Genomic DNA, 16,595 nt, shown 5'->3' with positions numbered 1-16,595 from the left:
CCCGACGTCGTGTTTTAATCTGGTTCTTTAGCCGCGGCTCTTGGCTTCTATCGCTGCTTTCGCAGAGGGATCCGAGTCCTGGAGGAACTTCTCGATGCGCTCCGGTTCCTCAGCCTCGCCGATGGCGGCCGAAGCCCTGCCCAGCGAGTACAGCGCGCGCAGGAAGCCCTGGTTGGGTTCGTGCTCCCACGGGACGGGTCCGACGCCACGCCAGCCATTGCGGCGCAACGAGTCCAGTCCGCGGTGGTAGCCAACACGGGCGTAAGCGTAGGAATCGATGGTGCGGCCTTCGCTCCACGCTTCCTCGGCCAGCACAGCCCACAACAGCGACGACGTGGGGTGCTTTTCCACCAGATCGAGTGCTTCCTGGCCAGCCTCCAGCTGCTCGTAGACCTCAGTCTCAGCAGGCAGGAGGGTGGGCTCAGGACCCATCAGGTTCTTGCGGAATTCGTCGGACATCCTAGAACGTCTTGCCGAGGGAGCCGAGCTGCTTGGCAGCTTCCACCACGCGGGCCGACAGACCGGCTTCAGCCGAAGCGCCCCAGACGCGGGGATCGTAGAGCTTCTTGTTGCCCACTTCGCCGTCAACCTTCAGCACGCCGTCGTAGTTCCTGAACATGTGGTCCACCACCGGGCGCGTGTAGGCGTACTGGGTGTCGGTGTCGATGTTCATCTTGATGGTTCCGTAGGAGACGGCGTCAGCGATTTCCTGGTCAGAGGAGCCTGAACCGCCGTGGAAGACGAGGTCGAACGGGTTGTCCTTGCCGATCTTGGCACCAACCTGCGCCTGGATGTCCTTGAGGATCTCCGGGCGGAGCTTGACTCCACCGGGCTTGTACACGCCGTGAACGTTGCCGAAGGTCAGCGCGGTGATGTAGCGGCCGTTCTCGCCGGCACCCAGGGCATCGATGGTGGCCAGTGCGTCTTCGACCGTGGTGTACAGCTTGTCATTGATGGCGTTCTCCACACCGTCTTCCTCGCCGCCCACGGTGCCGATCTCGACCTCGAGGATCATCTTGGCGGCGGCAGTGCGCTCCAGGAGTTCGCGGGCAATCCGCAGGTTCTCCTGCAGGGTTTCTGCGGAGCCGTCCCACATGTGCGAGTTGAACAGCGGGTCCCGTCCGGCCTTGACCTCAGCCTCGGAGGCAGCCAGCAGCGGCAGGACGAAGCCGTCAAGCTTGTCCTTGGGGCAGTGGTCCGTGTGGAGCGCGATGTTGACGTTGTAGTTCTTGGCCACCTCGCGGGCGAATGCTGCGAAGCCAAGCGAGCCGGCAACCATGTCCTTGGTCTGGGCGCCGGACCAGTAGGCGGCACCGCCTGTGGAGACCTGGACGATGCCGTCGGACTCAGCATCTGCGAAGCCGCGCAGGGCTGCATTCAGTGTCTGGGAGGAGGTGACGTTGACCGCCGGGAATGCGAAGCCGCCCTCTTTTGCGCGGTCGATCATGTCGGCGTAGATCTCTGGGGTTGCAATGGGCATGCTGACTCCTAAGTATTTTCGTCTGCGGGTGTGGTTGACCCTGGAGAGTGAACCTCGTCGGCTACGAACCATCCTAGTCATTTCTTGGCAAAGGGCCGTGGTCCGGGTCACTCAGCCTGGTCATACTTGGCTCCGATCACCAACGAGATGGCACTTCGCGGCAGTCCCGGCGCCTATAACTGCTGCCAAGTGTCATTTCGCGCGCCAGCCCCTGCTCTCCAACGCCGTGCGAACTTTACTGACGACGGCGGGGCGTCCGCCTGCCAGATCGAACTTAGACACACGAACTTCAATCCAGCCACATTCAGTTGTTGTGTCCGCCCGCCGTATGTCCTTCAAGTACTGATCCGATCCGTTGTGGTGAGCGCCCTCATACTGCAGGGCGACGCGCTGCTCAGGATAGGCGGCATCTGGCCACAGCGCGGGAGTCCCGTAGGCCCCCAGCACTCGGTGGTTCAGAACCGGTTCAGGCAACCCTGCCCTGACGATGCACAGTCGCATCCTCGTTTCCGGTGGGGAATCCGCTCCGACCCTGATGAGCTCCACGGCCGCCCTGGCTGTCCGCACGCCGCGGACCCCCGGATGTCGCTCGACCATGGACCGGAGCTCATCAACAGTGCACAGCGCCTCGCGTGGCATTGGGAAGTCGGGACCGTGCGAACATACCAGCGAATCACCGGCAACCACGAGTTCGTCCAGGTTCAGAATCGAGGCCAGATCAAGCCAGGTCCTGGCAGGGGAGGTGAGCCGGACGCCGTCGTGCTCCACAACCTCATCCGGGAGAAGCGTGAGGAGGTGGCCCACGACGTTCGCCCTCCGTGGCATGCTGAAACCGCGCCGTCGGGCCACATGGACACGCCAGTCGTCCTCCAGCCACGAGGGCAGGGCAGCCTGCACAATCCGGGCAGCAGACCCGAACGAGAGGACCGAGGAATCATCGAGCTCTGTGTACGCCCGAAGTGCTGCTGCTCCTGCCGCTGCCGAACCGAGGTGCATCCGGATTCCCCGTGAAACAGTGGCGAGGTCTTTGGCCTCGGTACGCGTCCTGCTGACTCCGGCCTTGTCGGACGCGCGAAGCGAGAAGGAGCCCTTCATAAGATGTTCCGGGAGTGGCGCCCTGTGCATGCTCAATTGCGGCCGCTCCATGGCCCCTCCCCTGCGTTATCCACAGGGCAACGCTCGGTCCGGAAACGAGATGGCACTTCGCGGCAGTTGCACGGCCGAACACTGCCGTCAACTGCCATCTCGGGGGGGCGGGGTGGGGTGAGAGGCGGGGGGCTAGGGGTGCTGGTTGAACACGTGCCGGCGAATCCACGCATGCATCGCCACGGCTGCTGCCGATCCTGCATTGATGGAACGGGTCGAGCCGAACTGCTCAATTGACAATGTGGCCTCTGCGGCCGCGTGGACCTCAGGAGTCAGGCCCGGCCCTTCCTGACCGAAGACCAGCACACAGTTCCTGGGCAGCTCATAAGTCTCCAGCGGCACGGAGTCGGGGAAGATATCGATCCCGATGATCGCCAGGCCCTCCCCCTGCGCCCAGGCCACGAAATCATCAACAGTGGGGTGGTAGCGGACGTGCTGGTAGCGGTCGGTGACCATGGCGCCCCGGCGGTTCCACCGGCGCCGGCCGATGATGTGGACCTCCTTGGCGAGGAACGCATTGGCGGTGCGCACAACAGTGCCGATGTTGAGGTCGTGTTGCCAGTTCTCAATAGCCACATGGAATTCGTGACGTTTGGAATCCAGGTCAGCAACGATCGCTTCATGTTTCCAGTAGCGGTACTTGTCCACCACATTCCGGCGGTCACCGTCGGCGAGGAGGTCCGGATCCCAGTGGTCCCCTTCGGGCAGCTCACCTTCCCAGGGGCCGACGCCGACCTCCGGCTTGGGCTCCTGCTCCTCCTCGGACGGGGGGATGGGCAGCGTAGGGGTCTGGGGGTGGTCAGTCACGCCTCAACTCTAGCCGCGTCCGTCCCGCCCATCCGGCGTCATCCGGCACTGTGCCTGCGTTCGGACGGAATCCAACAACGCTAGCCAGCCAGCTTCCAGCGGTTGGCGCGGTAGGAGTTGCCAATCTTCTCCAGCAACTCCGGGTTGGCGCTCCAATAGCTCTCGTGGCCGCTCACACCCACCATCTGTGGGGTGCCCCACGGAGTCACCGTGAACAGGTTGACGGCCCGGATGGCATCGCCCCAGGCGTTGGTGCACGTGAACTGGACCACGACGGCCTCAGAGCGGCGGAACTCGCGGATTTCCGGCGTAGACGACACAAAATCTGCGGCGCACTTGTGGCCCACGAGATGTTGGGGCAGTTCAGCAGCGGGGATGGCTTTGAGCTTTGCCTCAATGTCCTTGACGGCTGCTTGGACCTTTGCAGGTTCCTTTCCGAACTTTCCTTCCTCTGCTTCGGCGAAGAAAGCGAAGGCCGTCGAGATGCCGTCACCATCACGCTCTTCGGTGCCTTCCGCCTTTTGCTGCATCGGGGTTCCGGAGACAGGGTCCTTGCTGATCCCGAACGTGCCGTCGCTGCTCCACGAGGCCAAGTAGGCGAAGGACGATTCTCCCGTGACAAAACGGGTGAACTGTGGATCGTCGGCCGCCGGAACGTTGGCGGGGCCCTGCCGCTGATCCCACCCGTCGGGAAGCGGTACGGACCCGGCGGGCATGTCGCCAGCGGAGTTCTCCGACGGTGCGGCGGTTCCCTCGGGCGTGCTGGTCTCGTCCGCCGCTTGGGGAGACGCGGCTTCCGAACCCGAGGCCGTGGGCACAGGATTGTCCTGTGCCTGCGGCTGGCTGAACCCTGGAATGACCCAAACGAACACGGCGACCAGCGCAACGATCACCGCAGCTGCGACGGCGCCCAAAATAATAATCAGATTCTTGTTGTTGTGCGGCGGCGGCTGCTCGTGCGGGTACTGCTGGTGCGGGTACTGCTGGTGCGGCTGCTGCTGCGCGTACTGCTGGTGCTGGGGGTAGGGCTGCGTAGGATCCTGGATGCCATACTGCTGGGTCGGGAGGTTCTGGGTCGGGAGGTTCTGGGTCGGGAGGTTCTGGGGCGGGAAGTTTGGCGGCGGGTAGGCCTGGGGATCTCCGGACTGTTGTCCGGGGAATGAATCTCCGGGTGGCGGCGGTGCGCCATGGCTGTTGCTCATTGCGAGCCCTTTCAGGTGCTTGCTGGCATCCTGCGGTTCCGGATGCCAGGAGATGTCCGGCTTCGGGGACCTGCCGGCACGGGTCCGGCACAACAAACCACCGCAGATATCCCCCGATCCGCGGCCGCTGGCACTGATGCCAGCTATGAGCCTAGTGGACGGAGCGGCAAGGGCTGCTCCGTCATGTTCCGGCGCCGGATGTTCCGCTACCCGAAGAATGAAAGACTGGGTCCGGAAACAGCGTCTCCCCCAACTAGTGCCGGAGGTCCCCCATGGCAGAGTCAGACAAAGTGCGTTCATCGGCGGCGGTGTACCGCAACAATCAGGAAATTGAGTGCTGGCTCACTGACATGGACGGTGTGCTGGTTCATGAAAACCAACCCATCCCCGGCGCAGCCGAACTCATCCAGCGATGGGTGGATACGTCCAAGCGTTTCCTTGTCCTCACCAACAACTCCATCTTCACTCCCCGCGACCTCGCTGCCCGTCTCCGGTCCTCAGGGCTCGAGATTCCGGAGGAGAATATCTGGACTTCAGCGCTGGCAACCGCCCAGTTCCTGAAGGACCAGGTTCACGGCTCGGATTCCGGGAACCGCGCGTACACGATTGGTGAGGCAGGGCTCACGACGGCGTTGCACGAGGCGGGCTTTATCCTCACCGACCAGAATCCGGACTTTGTGGTGCTCGGCGAAACACGGACCTATTCCTTTGAAGCCATCACCATGGCGATCCGTCTCATCCTTGCCGGCGCAAGGTTTATTGCAACGAACCCGGATGCCACCGGCCCATCCAAAGACGGTCCGATGCCTGCCACTGGAGCCATTGCAGCCCTGATTACCAAGGCAACCGGCCGGGAACCTTACATCGTGGGAAAGCCGAACCCGATGATGTTCCGCTCTGCCATGAACCAGATCGACGCCCACTCCGAAACCACAGCCATGATCGGCGACAGGATGGATACCGACATCATTGCCGGCATGGAGGCTGGGTTGCACACAGTTCTGGTGTTGAGCGGAATCACCCAGAAGCAGGACATTGCGGCCTACCCCTTCCGCCCCAACCAGATCCTGGACTCTGTGGCTGACCTGAAAAACCAAATCTGACCGGCGCGTTGCTTCCTGGCAAGGGCCACAGGCTTCCCGACAGGACCGCTAGTAAGCCGTCACACGCCCGCCGCCGCCAGGCAGGGGGAAAAGCTGTTCCTCGAGGTCTGCCACGACACGGCTGTACAGGGAAGGATTCCATTGAGGGCTGGCGTGGGCCGGCACTGCACCCTCCGTCAGCAGTTCGTTGGAAGTCATGTACTGGGAATAAGTACGTGACCAGGACCTGCGGGCGGTTTCATAATTGACGGTCTTGTCCCGCGGGTTTCCGATAAAAGCCATGCGCGCCTTGCCAAGCTTGTCCACAAAGCGGGTGGCATCAAAGTGGTAGATGTAGGCGGATTCGGACTGGATCAGGATGCTCGATGGCGCCAGCGGTGACAGTTGCTCAAGTGTCTGGTCCATGATCTGACGCCAGGTGCGCTCGTCCTTGTGCACGATCCGTTCGCCGAGCTCATAGCCCCCACGCAACACTGTAGGCACCCGGAAACCACTCTCGTACAGGACCACCACTCCTTCGAACCAACTTTGGTCCAAGACGTCGTATTTGCTGTAAGGGCTGGAGTCCAACAGAATCAGCTCGACACCCACCCCGTGGAGTTCCAGCAGCCTCGCGGCCACCTGCGTGGCGACCATACCGCCAAAGCTATGGCCGTAGAAGTAAAGCTTTGTCAGCTGCCTTGCCCGGACATGCTCAATGATGGCAATGACCAGCTGGTCAATGTCCAGCCCCTCGTTGGAATACCCGACGGCGGCGAGCTGGCCGCGTTCGCGCAAGGCACCACGGAGCGAGTTGAGGATCCACTGTGCCTCCTCCCAGCTGGTTTTGTAGCCCGGGAACAGGATCCAGCTGGAGTTGGGAAAGTACTTCTCAGCAAAGTCGTCTTCCACGGTGAGGATCTTGTTGACCTGGCGCTCGCGTTGCACACGGCGGGTGAACAGCATGTCTGCGGCCAGGACGGAGGATGCTCCGGCACCAATAAAAAAGCTTCGACGGGAGAAGGTTTTGAGCTCGGCGGCGTGCCGGAGTAGACGGACCCCGTCAGGGCTGGGGCCACTGTTGGGGTCCACATCCTCCACACGCGGCATACTCCTACCGTATCCACACGTGGCCCCTGTGGTGCAATTCCCAGGACGCGGCGGCGGAGCGGGGGGAGTACGAATTACTCGATGAGGGATTTACGTTCGGATTCTCTCTCCGAGGGGCTGCTTTGGCGCCGTTCAATCTCCATGCCGATGGCTTCGTACTTCGCCAGCAGCTCAGATCCGGTCACGGAAGCGGGATCGTCCAGCATACCGAACACGGAATCACTGGCAGCGAGCAGCTCGTCGTCAGAGTACTTGGCGAGCGGATGGGAACCTGAGGGATCGATTGAAGCCAAGAATTCTCCTGTAACTTCAAGCGCCTGCGCGTCATTGTCACTGTCTTGGTGGGAATCCAGGCCGCGCTGGATCAATTCCAGGGACACGCCGGTGGCGCCTCCGTCAATGGCATTGAGGTCGTTGCGAAGGCCTGCGAGAGCGGCGGATTCAACGTGCATGGCGCGGAAAAGGTCAACGCGGATGTGTGACTTGATGCCCATGCGGCGGATTCTGCGGATGACGTGCACCAGGGCAGAGCGGGAATCCTGTGTGAGGTTTCCCTGGACGTCAATCCGGACAACGTCAGACACGACGTCGAGTTTAACGAGGGCTTGCAGCTTGCGGTCCATAGGTACTCCAAAAATGGATTTCTATGGCCGACGGCTCAACCGTGGTCAGCTTATCCCGGCTGAAGAGTTACTACAAGCCGCAGGGTTCCAAAAAGACTTCAGCCGGCCTGGCTTTTCTCGGGCTCCTGGTAATGGGTTCGCGTGGCCGCTCCGCCTACCGATTCCACAAGCGACTTTGCGATATCCCGGAGTTTGACATTGCTGTTGCTCGAGGCATCCGTGAGGATCCTGGCTGCCGAATCCTGGCTGCAGCGGTTCTGTGCCATCACGATTCCTACGGCGATATCGATGGTGGTGCGTGATTCCAGAGTGGCGCGAAGGTTGGTGGCACTGTCGGCGTGAAGGGAGAAACGCACAGCGAGCCGGAGGGCCTGGGAGATCTCGCGGGTATAGCCCCGGGCCTTCGCCGCAGCCTTCTCATCGAACTTGTTCGGAGCATCCGAGTACAGGTTCAGGGCCGCCTTGGCATCACCCTGGAGATGGAACGGAAGCGACAACACGGAGCGCAGGCCATGGGCAGCAACCGCGTTTGCATAGTCCGGGCCCCACCGGTCCTCTTCGAACAGATCAGGAACGTGGACTTCCCGCTCTTCCTCGGCAGCCGTCAGGCATGGTCCCTGCGACAAGGAATACTGGATTTCGTCCACCTCGCGGGCAGAATCACTGCTCCAACCTATGGTAGCGGCCTTACGGTCCCGCAGGAGGGTGATTCCGCAGAGCGCGTCGTCGCCGTCGCCGGCCATTTGGTGAGCTGAAAACCGTGCCAGTTCGTTCAGGAAATCCTCGAAGTCAGCGCTCTCCAGAATCAGGTTCTGGATCTGGTCAACGGTGGTCAAGGATTTTTCTGGCGGGGCCATGGCACGGTTCTCCAAAGGGCAGGTACTGACGTGTGGATAGGCAAATGATAGGTCACTGCCGAACTGCCGTCCACACGCAAGCGCTAGCTGAGGCCGAGCTCATCCTTGCCAAAGGCGAAGAGGTAAGGGACTCCTGTTTCGGCTTCAATCTTCTCTTTGGCACCGGTGTCCCGGTCCACAATGACTGCTACGGCCACTACATTGCCGCCGGCCTTGCGGACGCCCTCCACTGCGGTCAGGGCTGAGCCTCCAGTGGTGGAGGTGTCCTCCAGTACGAGAACCTTGCGGCCTTCGACTGAGGGGCCTTCGACCTGACGTCCCATTCCATAGGATTTCTGCGCCTTCCGGACCACAAAAGCATCAACAGCGCGGCCGGCATCGGAAGCCGCATGCATCACTGCCGTGCCGACAGGATCTGCCCCCATCGTGAGCCCACCGGCGCACTCAAAGTCGATACCGGCGTCGTCAACGAGGGAAAGCATGACCTGACCCACCAGCTTCGACGCTTCGTGGTGCAGAGTGATGCGCCGTAGGTCGATGTAGTAATCGGCCTCGGCACCGCTGGAGAGGATCACCTTGCCCCGGACTACGGCGAGTTCCTTGATCAGTTCCAGCAGGCGGGCGCGGGCAGCGGAAGCGTCAGCTGCAAAGTCAGGGGTGGAAGTCATGGGTTCCAGTTTAGTGGCTGCGCGTAAGTGCCCCCGCCTTGGACAGACCGGCCAGCGCCTCTGTCACCACGCCGTCAACCGAACCTGCGATATCCACCACCACGCCGGGTTCGTCCGGCTCAAGTGGCTCGAGCGCTGCCAGTTGGGACTCGAGCAGCGTTGCGGGCATGAAGTGGCCGCTGCGGTCTTGCAGGCGTGAGGCAAGGACCTCCCTCGCTCCGTCCAGGTGCAGGAAGACGGTCTGCGGGGCGTAGGCGCGGATGGCGTCACGGTAGCTGCGTTTCAGTGCGGAGCAGGCAAGCACCACGCCCCGCGCTCCGGCGCCGGCCAGCTCACTCCCTATGACGGCGAGCCACGGCCAGCGGTCTTCATCCGTCAAGGGCGTCCCGCTGGCCATTTTGACGACATTCTCCACGGGGTGGAGCGAATCGCCATCGAGGAAGGGGATGCCGAGTTGCCGTGCCACCAGACTACCGATAGTGGTCTTCCCGCAACCGCACACCCCCATCACCACAATGCCGGAGCTGCCAGGCACCGGCAGCCCCTCCTCACCAGTCATGGACGGTTCCGTCGACGAGGCGGTTGTAGGGCAGGTACGCCTGCTGGTAGGGGAAAGCAGCAGCTGCTTCCTCGTTAAACTCGACGCCGATGCCCGGCTTATCGCCCGGGTGCAGGTAGCCGTCCACGAACGTCATGGACTGCTCGAAGACGCTGTTCGTTTGCGGCGAGTGCTGCATGTATTCCTGGATGCCGTAGTTGTGGATGGCCAGGCCCACGTGGAGTTGGGCGGCGAAACCGACCGGGGAGATATCGGTGGGGCCGTGGAAGCCTGACTTGATCTGATACTGCGCGGCGAAGTCCATGACTTTCTTTAGCGGCGAGATCCCGCCGAAGTGCGTGGAGGCTGCCCGGACGTAGTCGATCAGCTGTTCCTTGATGATGGTCTGGAAGTCCCATACGGTGTTGAAGATTTCCCCGATAGCCAAAGGCGTGGTGGTGTGCTGGCGGACCAGGCGCAGCGCCTCCTGGTTCTCGGCCGGCGTGCAGTCCTCCAGCCAGAACAGGTCATACGGCTCCAGGGCCTTGCCGAGCTTCGCCGCCTGGATGGGGGTCATCCGGTGGTGGCCGTCATGCAGCAGCGGCAGCTCCGGGCCGAACTCGTTCCGGACAGCCTCGAACACACTCGGAAGGTGGCGCAGGTAGGCGCGGGTGTCCCAGTCCTCCTCCAACGGGAAGGCTCCGCGGCCGGCCGGCTCGTAGTCGTAGCGTTCGCCCGTGGCCTGCACCTGGGAGGCAACGCCATAGATGGACTTCAGCGAGGGCACCGCGGTCTGGATCCGGACAGATTTGTAGCCCAGTTCCAGGTGCTCGCGGACAGAGTCGAAGAGCGAGGGAAGATCCATGCCCGAGGCATGCCCATAGGCGCGCAACCCGTTCCGAGACGCACCACCCAGCAGCTGGTACACCGGCATGCCGGCCATCTTGCCCTTGATGTCCCACAGCGCCATGTCCACGGCGGCGATCGCCGCCATCGTTACCGGCCCACGGCGCCAGTACGCAGAGCGGTAAAGGAACTGCCAGGTATCCTCGATCCGTTGGGGGTCCTTGCCGACCAGCAACTGCGCAACATGCTCCTTCAGGTACGCGGCGACGGCGAGTTCCCGCCCGTTGAGCGTGGCGTCACCGATGCCCGTGACGCCGTCCTCAGTGGTGATCCTGAGCGTCACGAAATTACGGGACGGGCTGGTGACAAAAACTTCGGCTGCGACGATCTTCATAATTTCAGCTGTTCCTTCCGGAAATCTTTTGCGGGGTGGGACTCATGGTGCGCGTTGCGCCAGGGGCGAAGGCCCCAAGAAGGCCAGCCACGAGCGAGACGATCTGCGGGTCAGCGGAGAGTTGCGGGCTGACGAGGCTGAGGAGGGCTGCCACCCGGCTCTGTCCTACTAACCTGTTGGCTGCGCGGAGAGCCCCGGCTTGCGGGTCCTGCGGCTCGTGTTCTTGGGCGAGGTAGTCAATCCAGGCCGCGAGCATCAAGGCGCTGCCGGCACCGGAGCGGCCCTGGGCTCTTTCGGCGGCCAGGACCGGAAGAGCCCTCATCCTGAGCTTGGTGGTGCCGTCCGCCGCGATCTGGGAAAGGTGGTGGGCGATGCGGCCGTTGCCGAACCTTTCCCGCAGCGCCTGGCGGTATTCGGGGATGTGGAGGTCTGCACCGTCCAGGTGCGCGGCCGCCTCATCCCAAAAAAGCTCCATGGCCTGCCTGCACAACCTGTCGTTGAGTGCTTCCGACACTGTGGTGTGGCCACGCAACCGCCCGGCATAGGCTAAAAGCGAATGTGCGCCGTTCAGGAGCCACAATTTCCGGTTCTCGTACGGCTCGATGTCATCCACAACAACGGCACCGGTGTCCTCCCACCGAGGGCGGCCCGCCGGGAAATCGCCGCTGAGCACCCAGTTGGAGAACGGCTCGGCCACCACCGGCGAGTTGTCGCGGTAGCCGCAGCTCTCCTCAACTTCGGCGACGTCAGCCGCCGTGGTCCGCGGCGTGATCCGGTCCACAGAGGTACTGACAAAACTGACGTTCTCATCGATCCAGCCCGCGACCGACGAGTCCCAGGCTTCCGCCATGCCAAGAACAGCACGACGCGCCACGTCACCATTGCCGGAAAGGTTGTCGCAACTCACGACGGCGAGAGGTCCCGCTCCGGCGTCCCTGCGGGCGGCCAGGGCCAGGACCAGGCGGCCCAGCGGCGTCGTCGGATTTTCGCTGCCGGCAGCGCGGGCGGCGCCACGGGCGCCACCCCTAAGCCGGGCCAGATCCCCCGCCACAGCGGGCGATCGGGCGTCGAAACTGCCGTCGGAGGCCAGGCCGTAGGCGGCCTCAGTGATGGTCAGGGTGACCACGGACGTCTCCTTTGCAGAGACCAGCTCACAGAGGCGTCCGACGTCGGCCCCGTCCACTGCCTCGACGATGCTGCCGATCACTTCAAAGCTGTCCTCCCGGCCGGAGCGTTCAATCAGCGTGAACAGGCCATCCTGCTCCGCGAGCGCGTCCGCCGCATCCGGGCGCCTGCCGGTGAAGGCGGCAATCCCCCACTCAGCACTGTCCCGGGAATGCTGCGTGTACCAGGCCTGATGGGAGCGGTGGAAGGCACCGAGCCCGAGGTGCACTATCCGGACCGGAGCTTTGGGGAAGGATAGGAGCGTCCGGTCCAGCACAGGCGGGTTCCCGCTCATAGTTTGAAGACCCTTCGCGGGGAGGAATCCACTATGTCCAGGATGAGTTCGTGGGCACGCTCCTCGGTAATCCGGTGCTCAGCCACAAGCCGGGCCAGGAACGCGGACTCGATCCGCCGGGACGTATCGTGGCGGGCGGGGATGGAGCAGAACGCCCGGGTGTCGTCGATGAAGCCGGAGGACCTGGAAAAGCCAGCCGTTTCCGTGACCGCGGAGCGGAAACGCAGCATGGCGTCAGGTGCGTCAAGGAACCACCAGGGGGCGCCGACGTAGACCGAGGGGTAGAAGCCGGCCAGCGGCGCCAGCTCCCGTGAGAACACAGTCTCATCCAGGGTGAACAGCACCAGATGGAAGTCCTTGGCGGTACCGAAGTCCTGCAGCAGGGGGCGGATGGCCTCCGTGTAGTTTACGGCGAAGGGGATGTCGTGCCCGGTGTCAGCGCCAAAGGCCTTGAAAGTGGGTTCATGGTGGTTCCGGTACGAGCCGGGGTGGATAGTCATGACCAGCCCGTCCTCCACAGACATCCTGGCCATCTGGTACAGCATGTGGGCTTCAAACACCTCGCGGTCCTCAGCGCTGGCCTTTCCCGCGCGGGCCCGCTCGAAAATCCGGCCGGCCTCGGCGTCGTCCAGCTTGAGCGTGGCCGGTGTATGCACACCGTGATCGGCGGAGACGGCGCCCCGCTCAACGAAGTAGCGCCGTCGTTCCGCCAGGGCCGCAAGGTAACCGGCATAGCCGGATGACCCCGGCACCGCCCCCAACAGCCTTTCGACGTTCGTCTGCCACTGGGGGTGCGCGATGTTCAGGTAGGCATCCGGGCGGAACGTGGGCAGCACGCGGCCGGCAAAAGCGCCGTCTGCCGCCAGGGCAGCGTGGCTGTCCAGGCTGTCCAGGGGATCGTCCGTGGTGGCGAGGACCTCTATGTTGAATTCCTTGAAAAGCTCCCTTGGACGGAACCCCGGTTCAGCAAGCTTGGCGGAGATGGCATCGTAGGTCTGGTCCGCCGTCTCCACGGCGGGCTCCTCCCTGATGCCGAACACGTGCTCGAACTCCTGGCGGATCCAGTATCCCGAGGCCGTCCCTTCGAAGAGCGGCCATGCCTTGCAAAACTCATGCCAGATTCGCCGAGAGCCGGCTGCTGAAGACCCCAGCCCGAGCTGATCAAGCGGGACTCCGGACGTATGGATCAGGCGCGTCACGTAATGGTCCGGCGTCACCAGGAGTGCTGCGGGATCCGGAAACGCCAGGTTCTGTTCGATGACGGCGGCGTCCACGTGCCCGTGCGGGGAAATGATGGGCAAATTCTCCACTCGGGAAAGCAGCGAGCGGGCTATCTGCCGCACTCCTGGGTCTGCGGGGAGAAGTCGGTCCGGGTGGGCTGCTATCGGCTGTGGCATGGTTCAAATCTTTCGGGTGGTCAGGAGCGGCAGCTGTCCGGCGGCCGTTCTGGTCTGGTTCAGCGGACTCCGGCACCGACGGTGAGCCCGGCCAGGGCTGCCGTGCGGCGCAGGTAATCGAGGTTTCCGGCTGTACGTTCCTTGAGCGGCAGATCGGTGGAGAAGTCCTCCACCGTGACCCAGCCGTCATAGCCAAATTCGGCGAGCGCGCGGAAATACCGGAGCACGCTCCCCTGCCCGGACTGCAGCGGAGCCCACTCGCTCTCCCAAACCGCAGCACCGGATTCATCGGTGGCCTCCCGGCGGGCCCAGCGGGTGTTCTTGACGTGGATGTGGGCCAGGTACTCCCCCAGCAACTGGAAGCCTGGCAGCGGGACTTCGTACCCCTCGATCAGCAGATTTCCGAGGTCGTGGATGACGCCTACATGCCGGGGGTCCAGGCCTTCGAGCAGGCGCCGGGCGGCCGACGCGGAAGAGGTCACAGTGCCATGGTGGAGCTCCACCAGGGCCTTGACGCCGTGATGCGCGGCCCTTTCCGCGACCCACTCGTAATGCTCTCGGGTCTCCGCAAACAGCTCCGGGTACGGGATGCCGGTGGGTGGCTGTGCCGCATGTCCGGCGGTTCCGAGCGGAAGGACGTTGACGCGGACCTGCCGGGCACCCAGGGCGGCCGTCGCCGACAACATGCGTTCGACGTCGTCATGGTTGTCGCACCGCGCATAGCCGCCGAGGCCCGAGTACTCCAGTCCGGCGTCGGAGGTCACGCGGGCAATCTCGCCGAGGTTGTCCTCCAGCCCTGTCAGCGGCCAGGTACAGCGGTTTCCTGCCCAGAAGCCAGGCTCCGGAGCCTCCGCCTGGTCCGTGATCCGCCATTCGACGCCGTCCCAGCCTTGCGCCGAGAGTTCTGTGGCTGCCTCGGCCGGGGTCCAGTCCGGGGTGGAGGCGGTGAATACTGAGAATTTCATGGCTTCAGACCCTTTCCGATGACGCCGTGCCGGTCTGGGCCACGAGATCGTTGTACTTTCCGGCCAGAACGTCCTCGAAGAGCACGGGCTGGTTCAGGGTGGCCGACACATAGACGGCCCGGACTGCCGCCAGCGCGTTGACAGCATCTGTAACGGTTACCCCGGGCGCACGTCCTTCCTCGATGGCACCGAGAATGTCCCGGTACTGGCGGACGTGCCCTGCCGGGTTCACAGTGGGATCCTTCGCCTCATAGTCCTCAGCCGGGTAGTTGGCCAGTTCCTGTGCCGCCTGGTTACCTCCGCCTGCCAGTCCCATGCTGGAGGCTTCATCACTCGCATCGGCAGCGTGGAAGTAGGCAAGGAGGTCATTGTCCACGACGGCGGAACCCTCAGAACCCATCAACTGCACGCGGACCGTCAGTCCCGGATACGCCGCGGTGGTGGCGTGGAGCACGGCGAGTCCCCCGTTTTCGAACGTGATGGTGGCCACCGCGGTGTCCTCGACCTCGATCCGGTCATGGGCCAGGCGTGCTGTCCGGGCATTGATCTCCACGGGACGGCCCATGAACCACAGCAGCAGGTCCACGGTATGCACGCCTTGGTTCATCAGGGCTCCGCCGCCGTCCATCGCCCAGGTGCCGCGCCAGTCGCCGGAATCGTAGTACCCCTGGCTCCGCCACCAGGCCACGGAGGCGATGGCCGAGGTCAACCGGCCGAAGCGGCCCTTGGCGACGGCGTCTGAAACAGCAATGCTTGCCTGATCGAAACGGTGCTGGCTAATGACTGAAGCAACAACGCCGTCTGGGGTTGCTGCCTCGACGGCGGACTCAATCTCCTGTGCTCGGCTCAGGTCGACGTCGAGCGGTTTTTCGATCACAACGTGCTTGCGGGCGGCGAGCACCTCGAGGGCCTGCTGGATATGAAGGCCGCTCGGGGTTGCGAGCGCAACGAGGTCGACGTCCCGGGCAGCGAACGCCTCGGCCTGGGTGGCGTAGACGCCGGGACGCGGCTGTCCGCTGTGTTCGATGTAGTCCGCCAGGGATTCGGCGGCGGCCGGGATCGCGTCCACGAGCGCCACGATTCTGGCCTGCGGAAACTCCTGCAGCGCAGCGGCGTGGGTGCGGCCGATGATCCCGCAACCGGTGATGGCAACGTTCAGGGTGTCTTTCATGCTGTCTGGACTCCTGCCTCTGAGGTGACTTTGGCAAACGCCCTGGCTGCAATTCCAAACGCCGTAGGCCCTGAGAAACCGCCCAGGCCGTGAGCCCCGGCCAAATGGGGTTCCAGGGATGCGAATCCGGTGTAGCCGTCGGCCTTCAGTGCTTCGACCGTCCGCAGCAGGTCCCCGTCGCCCTCGCCTGCAGGCATGACGTGGCCGTTGGAGAACAGGGCGTCCTTCACCTGCAGATACACAAGATGGGGGCGGAGCTTCCCGTAGCCTTCGTCGAAGGGTTTGACCCCCACCTGGACGAAGTTCGCCGCGTCCCAGGCCACCTTTAAGGCAGGCGAGTTCACGGTCTCGATGATGTCCAGCACGCGGTCAGGTGTATCGCCGTAGATGTCCTTTTCGTTCTCGTGCAGCAGCACAACGCCGGCTTCTTCTGCCACACGGGCGAGGGCAGTCATCCGCTCCATGACCGCATCGCGGATGCTCTCCACTGCGACACCCTCGCCGTAGTAGAAGGAGAAGATCCGGATGTACTGGGCTTCGAGCACCTTGGCGGCATTCACGGCCCGGTGCAGCCGCTCCACCTCGTGCTCAGCGGGCAAGCTGACATCGACCTTCCCGATCGGGGAGGCGATGGCGGAGACCTTCATGTCCTTCTCGGCCAGGAGCTCGTTCAGCCTGTTTAGCTGTTCCTCAGAGAGATCCACAATGTTGGTGCCCCAGGCGCTGCGGACTTCGATGTGGCTGGCACCGAGGGCCTGCAGCACCGCGATCTGAATGGCGGGGTCGTCGTCGATCTCGTCTCCGAAACCGGATAGCAACCAGGTGGGTGAAGTGTTCTCACTCATAAGTT

At 63.4% G+C, this 16,595-nt stretch carries 17 protein-coding genes; 1 reads left to right on the top strand and 16 read right to left on the bottom strand.

Annotation, left to right across the window (positions count from 1 at the left end; genetic code table 11):
• Positions 1-27 precede the first annotated feature (27 nt).
• The 5 genes from M1D88_RS03060 to M1D88_RS03040 all read right to left on the bottom strand — a co-directional run bounded on the left by M1D88_RS03060 (position 28) and on the right by M1D88_RS03040 (position 4,635).
• Positions 28-459: a DUF3151 domain-containing protein gene (locus M1D88_RS03060; RefSeq protein WP_458113140.1), complete on the bottom strand. Its 432-nt coding sequence runs from the start codon at positions 457-459 to the stop codon at positions 28-30.
• Between the two features lies 1 nt (position 460).
• Entirely contained in the window at positions 461-1,480 is a 1,020-nt protein-coding gene (fbaA, locus tag M1D88_RS03055) for a class II fructose-bisphosphate aldolase (RefSeq protein WP_309108083.1), read from the bottom strand.
• Between the two features lie 192 nt (positions 1,481-1,672).
• A complete protein-coding gene (locus M1D88_RS03050) occupies positions 1,673-2,575 on the bottom strand; it encodes a hypothetical protein (protein ID WP_458113139.1) in 903 nt (300 codons plus the stop codon).
• A 183-nt stretch (positions 2,576-2,758) separates the two neighbouring features.
• Positions 2,759-3,433 carry a TrmH family RNA methyltransferase gene (locus M1D88_RS03045; RefSeq protein WP_458113138.1) on the bottom strand — a complete coding sequence of 225 codons (675 nt, stop codon included), beginning with the start codon at positions 3,431-3,433 and terminating at the stop codon, positions 2,759-2,761.
• A gap of 80 nt (positions 3,434-3,513) precedes the next feature.
• Complete coding sequence (locus M1D88_RS03040) at positions 3,514-4,635, bottom strand: hypothetical protein (protein ID WP_458113137.1); 1,122 nt, start codon at positions 4,633-4,635, stop codon at positions 3,514-3,516.
• 272 nt (positions 4,636-4,907) lie between these two features.
• Here M1D88_RS03040 and M1D88_RS03035 point away from each other — a divergent pair, with 272 nt between their 5' ends.
• Positions 4,908-5,738, top strand: coding sequence for an HAD-IIA family hydrolase (locus M1D88_RS03035; protein ID WP_309108080.1), 831 nt, complete (start codon positions 4,908-4,910; stop codon positions 5,736-5,738).
• Between the two features lie 48 nt (positions 5,739-5,786).
• Here the strand turns inward: M1D88_RS03035 and M1D88_RS03030 are convergent, their stop codons facing one another.
• From M1D88_RS03030 to M1D88_RS02980, 11 genes are all read right to left on the bottom strand, one after another.
• Positions 5,787-6,827: a thioesterase domain-containing protein gene (locus M1D88_RS03030; RefSeq protein ID WP_458113136.1), complete on the bottom strand. Its 1,041-nt coding sequence runs from the start codon at positions 6,825-6,827 to the stop codon at positions 5,787-5,789.
• A 74-nt stretch (positions 6,828-6,901) separates the two neighbouring features.
• Entirely contained in the window at positions 6,902-7,450 is a 549-nt protein-coding gene (locus tag M1D88_RS03025) for a hypothetical protein (protein ID WP_458113135.1), read from the bottom strand.
• A gap of 98 nt (positions 7,451-7,548) precedes the next feature.
• Entirely contained in the window at positions 7,549-8,307 is a 759-nt protein-coding gene (locus M1D88_RS03020; RefSeq protein WP_458113134.1) for a GAF and ANTAR domain-containing protein, read from the bottom strand.
• Positions 8,308-8,390: 83 nt separating this feature from the next.
• Positions 8,391-8,975, bottom strand: a complete 585-nt coding sequence (pyrE, locus tag M1D88_RS03015; RefSeq protein WP_458113133.1) for an orotate phosphoribosyltransferase — start codon at positions 8,973-8,975, stop codon at positions 8,391-8,393.
• A 10-nt stretch (positions 8,976-8,985) separates the two neighbouring features.
• Positions 8,986-9,534: a gluconokinase gene (locus M1D88_RS03010; protein ID WP_458113132.1), complete on the bottom strand. Its 549-nt coding sequence runs from the start codon at positions 9,532-9,534 to the stop codon at positions 8,986-8,988.
• The gene (manD, locus tag M1D88_RS03005; protein WP_458113131.1) at positions 9,524-10,753 is read right to left on the bottom strand and encodes a D-mannonate dehydratase ManD; all 1,230 of its coding nucleotides are present in this window, start codon (positions 10,751-10,753) and stop codon (positions 9,524-9,526) included. Before manD ends, M1D88_RS03010 begins: the two co-directional genes overlap by 11 nt.
• 4 nt (positions 10,754-10,757) lie before the next feature.
• Complete coding sequence (locus tag M1D88_RS03000) at positions 10,758-12,212, bottom strand: mannitol dehydrogenase family protein (protein WP_458113130.1); 1,455 nt, start codon at positions 12,210-12,212, stop codon at positions 10,758-10,760.
• The gene (gene uxaC / locus M1D88_RS02995) at positions 12,209-13,609 is read right to left on the bottom strand and encodes a glucuronate isomerase (protein ID WP_458113129.1); all 1,401 of its coding nucleotides are present in this window, start codon (positions 13,607-13,609) and stop codon (positions 12,209-12,211) included. Before uxaC ends, M1D88_RS03000 begins: the two co-directional genes overlap by 4 nt.
• Positions 13,610-13,668: 59 nt before the next feature.
• Positions 13,669-14,574 (bottom strand): sugar phosphate isomerase/epimerase family protein, encoded by a 906-nt coding sequence (locus M1D88_RS02990; RefSeq protein WP_458113128.1) that lies wholly within the window; start codon positions 14,572-14,574, stop codon positions 13,669-13,671.
• 4 nt (positions 14,575-14,578) lie between these two features.
• Positions 14,579-15,745 carry a Gfo/Idh/MocA family protein gene (locus M1D88_RS02985; protein ID WP_458113127.1) on the bottom strand — a complete coding sequence of 389 codons (1,167 nt, stop codon included), beginning with the start codon at positions 15,743-15,745 and terminating at the stop codon, positions 14,579-14,581.
• Positions 15,742-16,590 (bottom strand): sugar phosphate isomerase/epimerase family protein, encoded by an 849-nt coding sequence (locus M1D88_RS02980; RefSeq protein WP_458113126.1) that lies wholly within the window; start codon positions 16,588-16,590, stop codon positions 15,742-15,744. The genes M1D88_RS02985 and M1D88_RS02980 overlap by 4 nt, the downstream gene beginning before the upstream one ends.
• Positions 16,591-16,595 lie beyond the last annotated feature (5 nt).

Source organism: Arthrobacter sp. R1-13, assembly GCF_054161475.1.
This window is presented reverse-complemented; position numbering and strand designations above follow the sequence as displayed.